Raw genomic sequence first — 16,797 nt, forward strand, 5'->3', positions numbered from 1 at the left:
CAATTTTTCAAATTGCAACCAAAAGTAGAAGGGTCTTATTTACCGTATGAATAAAATTGCGCGAAGTGACAGATTTCGAACGTGAAGTGAAAACATTTTCAGAACACATATGGAATTTTCCGAAAAGTTTGAAAAAAGTGTAGAGTTGATATTGCTTTTATGGCGCGTAAATGAATCGAAAACCCAAATTCCCGCTAAATCATTATTATTCTGATGTTCTGACTATCACAATTAACAAACAGTATAGCGAATTGAATACGTCTCGTTTCTAAATTCACCTAAGGTTTTTAATGGGAACAATACGAGTATGCTTAGTACTGAGTCATAAGTACTTTAAATACGGTTACTCTAATACTTCCAATGATTGGTTTTTATGCACGTTGGTTTCGTACTGAAAAGTTTTATCGGGCAGCCAATCCCATAATTCTCCGAGGTCATTTTTAATTTTCTCGGTCATAAAGCGGGGAATCTTATTTGAATCTTTCCTTACAAAAGCCTGAAACTCATTATCCTTTTTCAAACGGTCAAATAACGATTCAAGGAGTTTGATCTTTCCCCGCCCACCAATAGAGAGCGACAGTAAAAGGATCAACCATTTCGAATTGGGTTCTGTGTTACTTTTAAACCTGTTTTGAATGGTGGATGGAGAAAAACAATGTTTCAGCAAGTCGATGTATTGTCGATAAAACTCTTCCCACGAATAATTCTTAGGCACAATATTGAGGGTATGGACCGACATCATAAAATGAAATGGGAAAGGAATAATCCTGTTCTCATTTTCATACTTAACATTTTCAGCGGCAGCTTTACCGTAAACCGAAAGCAGTGCAAATGACGGATAAGCTACAGGGGCCAAATCGACAAACTTCCGCGTTAATTGAAATGGCTCATCGCCAATTTCGGAATCAAGTCCGAGTAAAAAATTGGTTTGTACGTGGGGAATATATTTCTGAATCGCATTTACATGATGTGCAACTTGTTGCACTTTTTCTAATCCTGTGCTGTTGCCTGTTTTCGATTTGTTACCATATTCGAACCAGGATTCAATTCCGGGCATCACCATTTGAAAACTATTTTCGTGCAATCTGCGCACATTTTGTTCCGATAAAGTTGATAAATTACATTCAGCCACGAAATCGATACTACCCGGTTTAACGGCCTGTTCTATGCTTTCCATAATGGTATCAAAACGTACCCCAAAATTTGGATCGTACCAACTTACTTTCGGACGTTTAATTCTTGTAGTCAAAAAACGAAGATCGTCCTTTAAAACATCTAAATCGAGCAACTGATATGGAATTTTTGAATCGATGCAAAAATCGCAACTATAAGGACATCCCAGGCTGGCAATCATTTGCACAAATTTGATTAGGCGTTGTTTTTTGTGGGCTGTTTCAATAAACTCCCACCTGTCTCTGGCTCCGGGAATAGATTTGGGCTGTGTTTTTGCAGAAAGGTGAACGCCCATTTCTTTTTGGGGTTCGTAGCCATGCAACAAGTCTTTTAGCAGTTCTCGGTCCACTAAGCCTAAAACATAATCGAAATATTTACATGCATCCTCCGGATAACAACGTGCATGAGGACCTCCAAGTACAGTTACCTTTCCTTTGCTTCTGAAAAAATTACTTAGCGCGTAGGCATACTGTGCGGTAAAAGTAAACGAACTTATAAAAACAATATCGCTCTTTTCATCCCAAAGTTGTTTGATTGGCTGTGTTCCTGTATAAAATGAATAGTGTACAACATGACCGAGTTGACGACACCAGACACCAATTATCTGTGGCATGATGCTGATGTAATTGGGAAACATTATTTTCCGATACAGCGAATGTGAGTTACTATTATGAATAAGATCAATAATACTGATGCTTAATTTCTTCATGTTGAAGTTTTTCAATTTTAGAACGACTATTTTAGGAAATAATGGTTACCAAAGAAACTCAATAATGAGGATCACTCACTACTGTTTTCAAAAATTTTCTAATTGATTGGTGCTTCCCTGATATCAGGATCAAAACATAATACGATTTTAGGTACTGTAAAGTTTTATATTCGGTTTTGAAACAATGAAAGTTACGAATAAAATACACCAAACACAACACGCTGAAAAACAGCAAATAAGAACTACTAAGTTTTATTATCCAATTTAAACCTGTGCAAATACAGTTTACTTCAAACTTATTGGGACAGAACTGGAATTGTGAAAAAGTAACTAAAAAGTATTCCTAAGATCCAAGCTTACTAATACACAAAGCTACTACCGCCCAGGAACTCGCGCAGTAATGATGTAGGAGGAATTTCGTCGTCGTTAATTTGTTTGAAATACGATAGAAATTCAAGCAAACGTGTAGCTTCAGAATATTCCTTCTGATTTTCGAGTACCATTTTTAAGAGTGGCTCGGCATATTTTTTTAGTACACCCAACTCATAAAGTGTGGCCGAATTAAACATCACATCTGCATTTTCCTGGTAGGGAAAAATATTGCGTTCTTCGCCTTTTCGCACCGATGGCCATCGTTTTATGGTATCAGCCGCGTGATAACCACGGTATTTGGCATCGCGGATGGTACGGCGCAACAAACGGTTATCGGCGGTAGAAATGTGGGTGTGTTCATCCATCGAAATTTGTGTAAGTGCCGAGATAAATATTTTAAAGGTGTTTCGTTCTTCAATCCGGGTCAGTAAATCGGGATTCATGCCATGGATGCCTTCAACGATAAGAATATCGCCGGGAGTAAGTTGCAGCGTATCGCCGTTGTTCGTTCTTTTCCCCTGGCGAAAATCAAAACGGGGCAAGCTCACCCTTTTCCCTTCGAAAACATCAATCATTTGCCGGTTAAAAAACGCAATATCTATGGCCTCGAGGGCTTCAAAATCGTACTCGCCATGTTCGTCGCGCGGTGTATGTTCACGATCCACAAAATAATCGTCGAGCGAAACATGGTGTGGGCGCAAACCGTTTACGGCCAGTTGCACGCCCAGTCGTTTGCTAAAAGTTGTCTTACCCGATGCCGATGGCCCTGCAATAAGAACCACCTTAACATCGCCATTACGCGAGGAAATCATATTGGCAATTTCGGCGATCTTTTTCTCATGCAAGGCCTCCGATATTTTGATCACTTCCCCTCCTCTGCCATTGAGTGTGCGATCGTTTAAACTCCCCACCGTGGAAACATCGATGATTCCGGCCCAATCTTTCTGTTCCTGAAAAATCTCGAACAGCTTATCGTGATAACTTACTTTTCGGAGTTTTAAAAAGTTCTTTCTTCGCGGAACGATCAACAACAATCCATCGTAATAAGGGATCAAACCAAAATTGCGAATGTATCCGGTAGATGGTAGCAAATGCCCAAAGAGGTAATCGGCAAGGTCGTTCAAAAAATAAAGGTGTGTATAAAGCTGTCCCTGCTGCTCGATCAACTGTGCTTTTTCCACCAGCCCCTGTTTCATTAACAAATCAACTGCCTCGGGGGTCAGCAGATCTTTTTTCACAAATGGCAGGTCAGCATCGATCATCGACTGCATTTCCTGTTTAATCGAGAAGACATCCGATTCGCTGATCTCACGCTCTAATCCATTCAACTCGCAAAAATAACCATTCGAGATTCCATTCTGAACCCTGAAGTCGACATGCGGAAAAACTTCTTTTATGGCGGCATATAACAAAAAAATCAAACTTCGGATATAAAGGCGGATCCCATCGGTATTTGACACATCGATAAACTCGATTTGCTTTGGTTTTACCACGCAGAATGTGAGTTCCTTTACCTGATTATTTACGATAGCTCCACATACAGAATGATCGTCTTTAATATTCAGACTACTACTGATTTCGAGCAACGAAGTGCCCATTGGGAAACTGTGGTAAGAACCTGTATTCTTGCAAAATATTTCTACTTCCTTCATGTTTTGTCTGTTTTCAGGATTAAATGTAAGTAAAAGTTGCAAGTTGACAAGAAGTTATCAAGTTAGGGATAAAAGGGAGCAGGCGCAGCACAAAATAAACATTCGTTGAGCAAAATTGAGATAGAATTGTTTCAAAAAGCAACGATGACTTCAAAGAGCTCATTTAAAAATAAAGGCACTGAAAACACGGTTAACCTGGTTTTTCCGCACCAGCTTTTTTTCGAAAGTCCACTTTTGGAAAATGGCCACGAGATATACATGGTTGAAGAATACCTGTTCTTCCGGCAATATGCCTTTCACAAGCAGAAACTCGCATTTCACCGTGCGACCATGCGTTTTTACAAGAATTATCTTGAAGGGAAAGGGATCAAAGTGAATTATATTGATTCAACCAGAGATTTATCTGATGTGCGGATTTTGGTCAAAAAACTGAAAAAAGGAGGCGTAAATGGATTCCATGTAATCGATCCGATAGACGACTGGCTTGAACGACGGATCCGAAAAAAAGAAATGGCGTTAAATGTTTATGAAAGTCCGCTGTTCCTTAACACGCGTAAAGACAATGCTGCATTTTTCAGGCCGGAGAAAACATCGTATTTTCAAACCACTTTTTATAAGTAGCAACGAAAAAAACGCAAGGTTTTGCTCGATGAAAGCGGTAATCCTGCAGGTGGTAAATGGACCTCTGACACCGAAAACCGAAAAAAATATCCCAGGGAAAAAACGCCGCCGGCCATTCATTTTCCCTTATCCTCGCCCCTGTGGGAAGAAGCCGTTCAATACGTAGAAAAAAATTTTAACAACAACCCTGGAGAGTTGAGTAAAAATCCGTTATACCCCATGGATTTTAAATCGGCACAAACGTGGTTCCAACAATTTCTTGAATACCGTTTCTACGATTTCGGAGCCTACGAAGATGCCATTGTACGCAATGAACCCTTTCTGCACCACAGTGTGCTCTCACCACTGTTAAATGTGGGGTTGCTTTTACCCGGAAAGTTATTGGAGCAGAGCCTTGCCTTTGCCGAAAAAGAAAACATCCCAATTAATTCGACAGAAGGATTTGTGAGGCAGATCATGGGCTGGCGCGAATTTATCCGAGGTATGTACGAAAGCAGAGGAAGTCGTTCGCGCACACTTAATTTCTGGGGTTTCGACCGAAAAATACCGCAAAGTTTTTACAGCGCCACTACAGGTATCGATCCCGTCGATCAAACCATTCGTGAGGTTTTGAAAACCGGCTATTGCCATCACATCGAACGGCTGATGATCCTCGGTAATTTTATGCTGCTTTGCGAATTCGATCCCGACGAGGTGTACCGTTGGTTTATGGAGCTGTTTATCGATGCCTACGACTGGGTGATGGTGCCCAACGTGTATGGCATGAGTCAGTTTGCCGACGGCGGTCTGTTTGCTACCAAACCTTATATCGGCGGCTCGAATTATATCCGAAAAATGAGCGATTACAGCGGAGGCGACTGGGAAGCAGTCTGGGACGGGCTGTTCTGGCGTTTTATAGATCAACACCGGGATTTTTTCAAGAGCAATCCGCGCCTGTCGATGATGTACCATACCTATAATCGAATGTCCGAAGAAAAGCGAATTACACACCTGCAAAATGCAAAAGAGTTTCTCAATAAGTTAGACGGAGAGAATTAAGGGTTCAAGCCCCATAATGAAAAGATATTCTAAGTTTTTTAAATCCGCAACTTCCGGATTTATCTGTGATAAATTGTGCTTACGCCATTTTCTTGTTATATTAAAATGTAAAAAAGAAGAATATTTATGTATCCGTTAAAATTAATGAATCATACCAAACAACTTTATTTTTATCTGCTAATACTGCTTCTGAATATAGCTACACATAATGGTTATGCTCAATGTAAAGGCTGCGAACTAACATACAACGAAGCCCTCGCCTATAACCAAATTGTCGACAAAATTGAGATGGTTGAGATTCCGATGAGAGATGGAGTGGATTTAAATGGGCGAATATATTTCCCAAAGGATATCCCACGTGAAAATCTTCCTACAGTTTTAATCCGTTCACCCTATTTTATTCCCAACAGTGAGTTCAGATGGTTTGCCAATGAAATAGCCATATTTCTGAGGAACGGCTATGTCGTTATGCTCAACAACGAAAGAGGCCGTTATTGGTCTGAAGGAGACTACACTTTTTTAGCAGGAGCCAAAAAAGATGGATACGATGTAATTGAATGGATAGTTAACCAGCCATGGAGTAACGGTAAAGTTGGAACTTGGGGATGTTCTTCCTCCGCAGAGCACCAGTTGGGCTTATCCACCATGGATCATCCAGGTCATGCTGCTATGATTCCTATATGTGCTGGAGCCGGTATCGGCGAGTTTGGAGAATATTCTCCACAAGGTATGTTGTACCGAGGTGGTGTTGTTCAAATGCCCTGGGTACGATGGTATTATCAGTATGGATTTAACGAATTCCCCGTTTTTAAAGGTGATCTTTCGCGCGAGGATCGTTTGCGTTTGAGTAAATTTTATCCCTTGTGGGCAGAGAAACCTGATGTTAACTGGGCAAAAGCCTTGAGGCACCTCCCACTTGTTGATCAGGTTGATGAACTGGGTGGTTTAAAAAGCGATTACAAACAATTTATTCAGCAACTTCCGAATGATCCCCGATGGAAAAAAACTGAATTTGCAACTGAACGTGATTCCTTCGGTGTTCCGGCTTTGCACATTGATGCTTTTTATGATATTTCATTTGGCCCAAGTTCGATAGAACTATATCATTATATGCAATCGAACGCTTACGACAAAGAAACTGCAGATAATCAATTTCTGATCATTTCAGCCACTAACCATTGTCAGCAAACTGCCGAAAATGAGCATTATTTTTATGGCGACAGGTTTTTGGGTGATGCCTGGTTCGATTACTACAACCTTTATGTTAAGTGGTTTGATTACTGGCTTAAAGATGTTCAGAACGATGTTGTTGACCGGCCTAAAGTTACTGTTTTCACGATGGGAAAGAATAAGTGGGAAAATTATAACGAATGGCCTCCTGAAAAAGCCAAAGAACTGACCTTCTATTTGAATTCAAAATCCCGGGCCAATACCAAATACGGTGATGGGGTCCTTCAAAAAAAATCACCAGAAAAAAATACTTTTGATGAATTTATTTATGATCCTGAAAATCCGGTTCCTTCTCTTGGCGACAATGACTGGGGAATGATACCCGAAATGAGATCCGGATCGTTCGATCAGTCAGGAATAGAATTGCGGGAAGATGTTTTGGTTTTCTCAACCCCTGTATTGGAAAAGGACATCCAGGTAACAGGTTTTGCCAAGGTCATCATCTATTTGTCGAGTGATGTTGAAGACACCGATCTAACAGCTAAATTGGTAGATGTACATCCGAACGGGAAAGCATTCAACGTTGCAGAAAGTATCCAACGGGTTCGTTGGCGACAAGGATACACTGAACCAACATTTATGAAAGAAGGACAAGTCTATAAGGTTGAGATTGGCCCATTAATTACCAGTAATGCTTTTAAAAAAGGACACAGAATCAGGCTTGAAATCTCGAGTAGCAACTTCCCCCGATTTGAAAGAAATTTGAACACCGGTGGAAATAATTATGATGAAACAGAATGGGAGTTGGCCACCAACAGAATACATCACGGCCCAAATAATCCCTCACGCATTATTCTTGATGTCATTGATTCTCAGGAATAGGCTGAAGAATAACTATTTTTGCATTAAACCAACAATAACGTTTCTCATTTTCTGAGTGTTCCCGAAGAATTACAATCGATCCAACATAAAAAACTAACTGAGACAAAACCGCAAGAAATGCCTAACAAAAAAATGAATTTTAATGCTACCTGGTCGATGGCCGTGGGTGGCATGGTCGGTGGTGGAATTTTTTCTGTGCTCGGCGTCATCATCGAATCGGCCGGACAATGGGCCTGGCTGAGCTTTGTAATTGCTGGCGCTATCGCTTTGATTTCGGCCCACAGTTACAGTCAGCTGGCGCTTAAATACAATGAGGGTGGCGGTGTATTCACCTACCTGCGAAAGATCAGTCACGAAGGAATGGCAGGGAGCCTGTCATGGGTGCTCATCCTGGGTTACATCCTAACGCTTTCCGTGTATGCCTTCACCTTCGGACATTATGTGGCGCATGTCTTCGACCTGGGAAGCTGGCTTCCGCGCGTCCTGGCTTTTGCTGTTATTGCCATCCTCACGTTGGTTAATTTAAAGGGCGTAGGTAATGCAGCTCGTGTAGAGATTATAACGGTTTACGGAAAGCTGCTCGTCCTTTTGGGACTTGCCCTTATTGGCATAATTAGCTGGGCGCCGGAGCAAATGACCAGCGGAATCAGTCCGAAACCCTGGCACGCGGCCATTATTGGTGCCGCCACCATTTTTATGGCCTACGAAGGATTTCAGCTGCTCTCCTACGACTACGACGACCTGAAAAAGCCCAACAAAACACTGCCGGGTGCTACCTTATGGGCTGTGATTGCGGTTATCGTCATATACCTGCTGGTTACTTTTGGAACCACTATGCTGGTAGGCGCCGAAACCCTGATCGAACAAAAAGAAGTGGCCCTTTCCATTGCAGGCAAAAAAGCACTGGGCACTTTCGGACTGATCGTAGTCACAATTGCAGCGGCTTTCTCTACGGGTTCAGCTATCAACGCGACCCTGTTCTCCACTGCCAGGTTAATGGAAAGCGTGGCCGAGAAAAAAGACCTGCCCCACCTCTTCGTCAAAGAAAACAAAGCCGATATCCCGTATTATGCTTTGCTGTCTATCGCAGGACTAGCTTCATTGCTCGCCATTCTTGGAAGCCTGGGCAGTCTGGTCGATGCAGCAAGCATTATTTTCCTGTTTGCTTTTGGAACTGTCAACCTGATTGCTTTTCAGCAAAAAGTAAGTTTCAAATGGATTAGCCTGGTGGGAGCAATTGGCTGCGGACTAGCCATTGCGGCAGATATTATCGAGCAAATGCATCAAATACCATTTGTTATTGCGGGATTGCTGGTGGTTACCGCCGCCATTTTCATCTTGCGGCCTTACCTCTTAAAAAAGATTCGGTGAGAACCAGTTTAAGGGCTAGAACCCCTTTTGATATTTATAAAGGGTAGAGACTGAGGTGGATGAAGAACAATAAACTAAGGCAGATTAGGAGGTGAAGAATCCTGAACTAAATATGCTTTCGGCTGTTCTAATTGTGCTTATAATTCTAGTATGGAATTTAATGTTCACTACAAAATCCAAGTCATGAAAACTTTAAAAACATGCATATTTAGTCTGCTACTTGTGGGATGGATCTTCCCGGCTAGCGCGCAAACCACCGGAACACTTCGTTTTTCGTGCCTCACCAATGCCCCTTCAGGCACTTGGGGAAATAAACACGTAGCTGCAATTTGGATTCAGAACAATGCAAATCCTTCAGTATTTGTGAAAACCAATGCCAAATATGGACATGATGACGATCACCTCACGTCCTGGACAGCGATATCAGGCAAAAACCTTGTAGACGCAGTTACCGGAGCAACCTTATCGACCTATGACACTTTATCCATAGAATGGGACGGAACCAATGTTTCTCACGAGGTGGTACCCGACGGAGACTATACCGTCTATATAGAAATGGGTTGGGGCCGGGATAAGACCGCACAACATAAAACGACCGGATTCTCCTTTACAAAAGGGGAAAGTGTCCAACAGTCGAATCCCGCCGGAAACTCCAATTATTCATCTGTCAGTGTCAATTGGCAACCAACTGCAACACTGGTTACTTCGCTCGAAGACAAGAACGGAATAGGTGTATTTCCTAATCCTTCGGGAGGTAATGTCCAACTGAAATTTCAACAGGAACTAAAAAATGTTGAGTTGACAGTTTTCGATCTGGCAGGAAAAACTTTTTACAGAGAACAGGTAGAGACGGTTTTGCCGGGCCAGAAAGCGCTTGATCTCTCAGGATTACCTGCCAACATGTATCTGCTCAGTATTAAATCCGACAAAAAGTTTTTCAATTATAAACTCATTGTCGAGAAGGAATAAATAGATTTTTTAGCTTTTAATCCTCTTTACCCGTGGCCTATCATTCCGGACAACTTAGCTTGTATATTTCTGTTTAACAGATTTTTGAACTTACCTTTCTAATCGACCAGGCACATTTCAACTGATTTATATTAACCTTTACCGGGAAAAATCGTACATCACCCTAAACTACTCTTTCAGATGAAGCAGAATTCCATAAGTATCACATAATATTCCGGAAATCTAGGTTCAATCTAAATTCCACAACTATGAAAACCAAAAATCCATTTACGCGATCAGGAATTTTCGTTTTTACATGCACTAAATTCAATTCAACCTGTGTTTGGCTCTTTTTCATTTTCGGAATACTTCTTTTTACCTCTTTTCAAGTCGAGGCACAGAAACCTGTACTAAAACATTCGTATACTTTTGATGATGGTACGGCCGCCGATGTAGTTGGAGAGGCAGACGGTGTTATAAAAGGAGGTGGTCAAATTATCGATGGACTATTTTTAACTTACAAACAAGGACAGTATATTGAACTTCCGTCGTACGAGATTTTAATCAATCAATACTCTTCAATTTCACTGGAAGCTTTTATTATTGCTCCAAGAGGAAATCCTCCTTTTACTATGATCTCTTACTTTGGCAGAAACACAGGCGCATTTGGGGCCGATTATTTGTTCCAGTCGGTCGATAATAATGGGCAAAGCCTTACTTCCATTTCATGTACGAATATCAGCACTCCCTTTATTTCGCATACAGCTATTGGTGACTGGGCCTTAGTTGACGATCACTTTCATCATTTGGTGACTACCTTTGACAACCACTTGCTTAAGTTATACATCGATGGTGTATTAAGAGGTGTACGACCAAATTACAGCCGTCCATTTAACGTTATTCTCAGTCTGAGCAATGAACTGGCCTATTTATGTAAGTCGGGATTTACGGCAGATCCAACCTGGAATGGAGCCATCGATGAGTTTAATATTTACGAAGGAATTCTGGATTCTGCCACCATCTCCAGTTCAGCAAATAACTACCACCAAGATCCCAAAAGAACTAAGAAAACATACTTTGAGGTTCTTGCAAAACTTCCAGATCAGAATCCCGGATTTCGACCCGAAAGTGAACTGGCAGAGAACTTTATCAAGAATTATAAAAAGGCGAAATTTATGGTCTACCCAACCATTGTTCGAATTATTGATACCAAAATTTGGTCAGCTCCGTATAAAACAATTTTTTATGAACCTCTAAGAAATGACCTTGAATTGAATGTAAGACCTAGTGAAGTTGAACTTGATCCCGGGGAATTAACAGGTAATAATCAGTTTGATTTTTTTAATGGTGATATGAAAAACCTGGCAGCCGGAATCAGCGATCTGGAAAGTGATGCAAACTACAACGTTGTAATGGAAGTTCTTTTTGCATCCCAACAACCTGATACTTTGAAAGTATATGGAATGAACATTTTCATTTTGAATAATGAAGGTGAAAATGTCTATTCATTTTTACTCAACTCACATCATAATCTGTTTACAAATGCTCACCTATTCGAAACAAATCCAAATGCATTTAATAGGGCAATGCTCATGCAAAAATGTACAATGGTGGCAATCAATGCCTTAAAATTGCAAATTGAATCGAGTGAATGAATGTATGACCTTCTGAGTCAGTCTGCAATCTTGGTAAATTCATCTAATCCATCGGAATAGAATGCTAATATCCTGTTTCTAAGCAGCTTGTCGACGTTTCTATCGTAGACTACCATGGTCGATATTATTATTTTTATCTTCGTGATTACCAAAATAATCCAAAATCTGGACTACAAACAGCGTTCTGAAGAGTTGGCAAGGCAAATGACTAACGAAGACTTTTAAGAAGAACTGTATCGGGCGATCGTTGAATAACAGTTTAAATTTGAAATATTGGTGGCACTTCAGTGCCTTTGTAAATCACAATAATAACTGGCCCGGCCTTACAGGGTATTTAGTAAAACTTCGCTAATTTTAGTGAACAAAAACTGCAATCGAACCTAAAATGAAAAACTTACCGCTCTTTCTGCCTATTTTAATAGCAATGTTCTTAACCCGAAATGTGGCTGCCCAGGCACCCCACAAAATTACAAGTGACGAAAAACACATCATCCATTCTGAGATTATTGGGGCTGACAAAGAATATTGGGTCCATCTGCCTGTAAATTACAATAACAGCAATCAGCGTTACCCTGTTTTGTACATTACCGATGGCAATGAACATTTTGCGCTCGCTTCAGGTACCACCGACTTTATGAGTTCTCAGTACCTGATCCCCGAACTCATTGTAGTATCCATTTTTCATAAAGATCGTAACCACGATCTAACTCCCACTCACAGTACGCTCGACCTTAATGGTTTTGAAAGCAATGCAGCAAAAGTAAGCGGAGGCGGTGAAAAACTGCTCGACTTTATCGAAAAAGAACTTATTCCTGAAATTGAAGGCAATTACCGAACCGGCCCTTACCGGATTTTTTCGGGTCATTCGCTGGGCGGGCTACTAAGTGTTTATGCCTATTTAACGCGGAACGAATTGTTCAACACTTTTTTCGCCATGGATCCGGCTTTAACCTGGGACAGCAATTTGTGCGAGCACCTGCTTAAAAATTCCAATTATACCGCCGCCGACCTAAACCACCGACTGTACGTTTCATCGGCACATAATGCACCATACAACAAACCGGACAAAAGCCCTTTTCGCCTTTCGCAGTATGCGTTTTTTAAGGTGCTTAAACAAAAACAAATACCAAATGTGAAGCACGAATACTTCGAAATCAACAACCATTTAACGGTTCCCTATCCAAGTTTTTACAAGGGACTGACTTTTGCGTTCGATGGTTTTTATATTCTTGATGATCCTGATTTCAATCTTGATCTCTCGCTTATTGACTCCTTTTACGAAAAACAGTCGAAAAAATACGGTATTGCATTTAAGCCGAGCGAGCGCTTAATCGAAATGTTTGGTAAATACTTTCTTTTCGATTTGAATGATTACGATAAGTCGATTGAATTTTTTAGCCACAACACCACCCTGTATCCGCAATCTTCGCGTGCTTTCGAATACCTGGCACAAGCCTGTATGTTAGCAGGAAGAAACGATGAAGCGATTCAGCATTATAAAAAGGCACTCAAACTTGATCCCGAAAATGCAGAAATTAAAAGCCTGTTGAAGACCTTGCATGAAAACTAACCGGAGAGTTACCGCTTTCAACCCCATTTCATGGTAATAACCGGGAGTTAAAATTTTATTTGTTTAGCTCCTGGATAAATTAAACAGTGAATGCTCTTGGCAGAAATCCATGTGTAATCACCTGAATATTATCAATATCAATTATTATCAGGAAATTTTGGAGTTAAATTACTAAAAAATAATTTTTGTGATATATTTATTGCGTTTGCAAATTAACCTAAATTATTATGAAAAAGAATCTTATCCTGCTTATTGTGTTTTTTACAGGCATTAGTGCACATAGCCAGGTTACAATAAAAAATAAACTAGATAAAAGTACAGAAATGAGTCAAAACTTATTCGGTGCTTTTTTTGAAGATATCAATTACGGCGCCGATGGTGGATTATATGCCGAAATGGTGCAAAACCGATCTTTTGAATATTTTGCTGTTCCTGGATATACTTCGGAAGGGCCACTGGCTCACTGGTCGCTTGCCCACAGCGAAAATAGGTTTTCTTCTTACAGCGTTATTAACGATAATCCTCTGAATGCCAATAATACCAACTACCTGAAACTAGTTATTTCCGATACCCTTAATTCTTCTGACAACACTGTAAGTTATCCTTTTAAAGGGAAAATCGGTGTTGGTTCGTGGGCCACACAAGTGGTTTTTGATGATGTAAAGGTTGTAAGTGGCAATCGTGTCTGGATTGATGAAAGTTTTAGCGATGCATCGAACTGGGATGTCCGTGGAGGTAATTTCACAGTTTCGAATGAAACTTACATTCAATCGAGTAGAAGTACACCTGCATGGAGTGTTGCTTTAACAGAAATTGATACATCGGTTTATACCTACACGGTAAAAGCAATGAAAACAGGTGGTGATGAAGGATTTTTATTCCCTTTTGCTTACCTGGATGATGACAATTATTATTGGGTCAATATTGGTGGCTGGGGAAATTCGCAACATGCCATAGAAAAATGTACTTCCGGCACAAAAAGTTCGGTTGCCAGCAAATACGGATCGATTAGCAACGATGTTTGGTATACTTTTAAATTAGAGGTAACCAAAACTGTGTGCCGGTTTTATATGGATGATGAGTTATTGTTTGAAATCGACACTCCCCGGGATGAGGATGAGGTTTTTCCTGCCGAACAGGGATATGCCGGTGTTGTGAATACCGGATATTTTGACATGGCAGTTGAAAACGGTAAAAATTATAAATTTTCAACTTATCTAAAATGCGAAGCCGGATATGCAGGAATTGTTAAAGTTAGCCTGCGTGATGCGAACGGCACTTTGTTAGCCGCCGATACCATAGAAAGTATTACTACCGATTGGCAAAAGTTTGAGCTCGAACTAACTCCCGGTGTTACATCAAAGCAAGCTTACCTTAGTTTGTTGTTCGATCAACCCGGTATTGTTCATGCCGATATGATTTCACTTTTTCCGGAGGAAACTTTTAAAAACCGTGATAACGGATTACGAAAAGACCTGGCACAGACAATTGCTGATTTAAATCCAAGTTTCTTACGATTTCCCGGAGGTTGTGTTTCTCACGGAAGTGGTCTTGAGAATGCATACCGCTGGAAAGAGACGGTTGGAGATGTGGCAGAACGAAATCCGAACTGGAACCTGTGGAACTACCATCAAACTTATGGTTTAGGTTTTTACGAGTATTTTTTATACTGCGAAGATATTGGAGCCAAACCACTGCCGGTATTGCCGGTTGGTATCTCATGCCAGTTTAGAGACAGGGAAGTAGAACCGATTGAAAAAATGGGCCCGTGGATTCAGGATGCTGTTGACCTGGTTGAATTTGCAAACGGCGATGTATCGACAGAATGGGGCAGCGTAAGAGCTGAAATGGGACACCCGGAACCTTTTAATCTTGAATACATTTGTTTAGGAAACGAAGAAGATGATATCCCTGAATTCCGTACGCGATTTAAAATGTTTCAGGATACCTTATCAAAATATTGTCCCGAAATAAAGATCATCGGAACTTCAGGACCAGGTTCCGGAGGATCGGGTTACAACAGCCTTTGGCAATTTAGCAGAGAACAGGAAGTATTCGCTGTTGATGAGCATTATTACAATTCTCCACAGTGGTTTTTAGAAAACAACCATCGCTACGATAATTTTGACAGAAATGGCCCAAAAGTTTTTATTGGCGAATATGCATCGCAAGACGACAGATTGTACAATGCCATTAGTGAAGCAGCCTATTTGACAGGGGTAGAACGCAATGCCGATGTTATTGAGTTTACCTGCTATGCCCCCCTGTTAAATTACCAGGAGGATATTATTTATCACTGGCATCCCGATATGATCCTGTTCGATAATACTTCGGTTGCGAAAACCACGAACTACTATGTTCAGCAAATGTATGGCCAGAATACAGGCGACGAATATTTTAACAGCTACGTAAGTTATAGCCCGTCGTTTGAAGGAGTGGCAAGCTACGATGGAAAAATTGGTGTGGGAACCTGGGATACACGGGCCGTTTTTGATGATATCACAGTCACCAGCGGAGATAAGGTGTGGCTGGATGAAGACTTCAGCTCCGGTTCGGATGACTGGAGTGTGATAGATGGAACATTTTCGTCATCAAACGGAACATACGTACAATCCAGCTCAAACCGACCTGCCCTGAGTATCGCTTCTACAACAATTGATACAACGGTGTATACCATACAGCTTAAAGTTATGAAAACCGGAGGCTCTGAAGGTTTTTTAATTCCTTTTGCTTATAAGAGTAGCGGCAACTACTACTGGTTTAACATTGGTGGGTGGAACAATACCCAACATGCCATCGAAGTGGCCAGAGGAGGCTCTAAAAGCCAGATAATGACAAAACCGGGTAGTATTAATAATAATCAGTGGTATACTATAAAAATAAAGATTACTGAATCGCTTAGCGAATTTTATATTGATGACGAATTAATATTTGAACTCGCGCCTCCGGATGGACCGGCAACAGCTTCGCTTGTGCGCGACAACGAAACAAATGAGTACATTTTGAAGGTAGTTAACTCGTCGAATACAGCGCTTGATGCCACCATTAATTTTGATAATACATTCCCTTTTACCGCCACTGCTGATTTAACAGTGCTGACTGGTGCTTCGGGAGCCCGAAATTCAATGGAGAATCCAAATGTAATTGCACCGGTAAAAAGTACAATAACAGTTTCCGATAATTTTGTGTATCAAATGCCTGCTTATTCCTTTAGTTTGATGCGTTTTAGTGCTGATGATATAGCATTGTCGGCATCAGATATTTTGATAGACGAAGACATTAAGGATAAAAAGAAATTGATCGAAGTTGCTCCAAACCCAACAGCGGATAATATCAATATCAGATTTAGAGATGGCAGCAAATTACATACTGTTACCGTGATGAATTTAAATGGACAGGTTCAAAAAACAATTGAAAATGTGAGTGGAGATCGTTTGACAATTGACAGAGGTAATTTACCCCCGGGAACTTACATTATTTCAGTTTTAAGCGAGAATACAAAAACTGCGGGCAAAGTAATTTTAGTTCAGTAATGCATTTCTTAGTCAGGGGATTCTTTACTAACTTTAAGAAGAAGTCCTCTGGATTTAATGTCTGTTGAACATGATTATCTCAGCTTTCATCTTAATTCGATAA

At 40.7% G+C, this 16,797-nt stretch carries 8 protein-coding genes and 1 pseudogene; 7 read left to right on the forward strand and 2 right to left on the reverse strand.

Translation table 11 applies throughout. The features are described from left to right. Window positions 1-343: 343 nt before the first annotated feature. Together WFY05_RS21620 and WFY05_RS21625 are read right to left on the reverse strand one after the other, a co-directional pair. Complete coding sequence (locus tag WFY05_RS21620) at window positions 344-1,882, reverse strand: radical SAM protein (protein ID WP_340115028.1); 1,539 nt, start codon at window positions 1,880-1,882, stop codon at window positions 344-346. A gap of 359 nt (window positions 1,883-2,241) precedes the next feature. After that, a complete protein-coding gene (locus WFY05_RS21625) occupies window positions 2,242-3,906 on the reverse strand; it encodes a nucleoside kinase (RefSeq protein ID WP_340115029.1) in 1,665 nt (554 codons plus the stop codon). Window positions 3,907-4,050: 144 nt separating this feature from the next. Here WFY05_RS21625 and WFY05_RS21630 point away from each other — a divergent pair. The 7 genes and pseudogenes from WFY05_RS21630 to WFY05_RS21660 all read left to right on the forward strand — a co-directional run bounded on the left by WFY05_RS21630 (window position 4,051) and on the right by WFY05_RS21660 (window position 16,694). Beyond that, window positions 4,051-5,565 (forward strand): annotated as a pseudogene (locus WFY05_RS21630) (cryptochrome/photolyase family protein). 144 nt (window positions 5,566-5,709) lie between these two features. Further along, a complete protein-coding gene (locus WFY05_RS21635; protein ID WP_340115030.1) occupies window positions 5,710-7,617 on the forward strand; it encodes a CocE/NonD family hydrolase in 1,908 nt (635 codons plus the stop codon). 132 nt (window positions 7,618-7,749) lie between these two features. Continuing rightward, entirely contained in the window at window positions 7,750-8,988 is a 1,239-nt protein-coding gene (locus WFY05_RS21640) for an APC family permease (protein WP_340115046.1), read from the forward strand. A gap of 183 nt (window positions 8,989-9,171) precedes the next feature. Beyond that, entirely contained in the window at window positions 9,172-9,957 is a 786-nt protein-coding gene (locus WFY05_RS21645; protein WP_340115031.1) for a T9SS type A sorting domain-containing protein, read from the forward strand. Between the two features lie 248 nt (window positions 9,958-10,205). Continuing rightward, window positions 10,206-11,591: a LamG-like jellyroll fold domain-containing protein gene (locus WFY05_RS21650; RefSeq protein ID WP_340115032.1), complete on the forward strand. Its 1,386-nt coding sequence runs from the start codon at window positions 10,206-10,208 to the stop codon at window positions 11,589-11,591. Between the two features lie 385 nt (window positions 11,592-11,976). Beyond that, window positions 11,977-13,161: an alpha/beta hydrolase-fold protein gene (locus tag WFY05_RS21655; protein ID WP_340115033.1), complete on the forward strand. Its 1,185-nt coding sequence runs from the start codon at window positions 11,977-11,979 to the stop codon at window positions 13,159-13,161. Window positions 13,162-13,388: 227 nt separating this feature from the next. Continuing rightward, complete coding sequence (locus WFY05_RS21660; protein WP_340115034.1) at window positions 13,389-16,694, forward strand: alpha-L-arabinofuranosidase family protein; 3,306 nt, start codon at window positions 13,389-13,391, stop codon at window positions 16,692-16,694. The last annotated feature ends 103 nt before the right edge of the window (window positions 16,695-16,797 follow it).

This window comes from Maribellus mangrovi (genome assembly GCF_037646455.1).
Classification (GTDB): Bacteria; Bacteroidota; Bacteroidia; order Bacteroidales; family Prolixibacteraceae; genus Draconibacterium; species Draconibacterium mangrovi_A.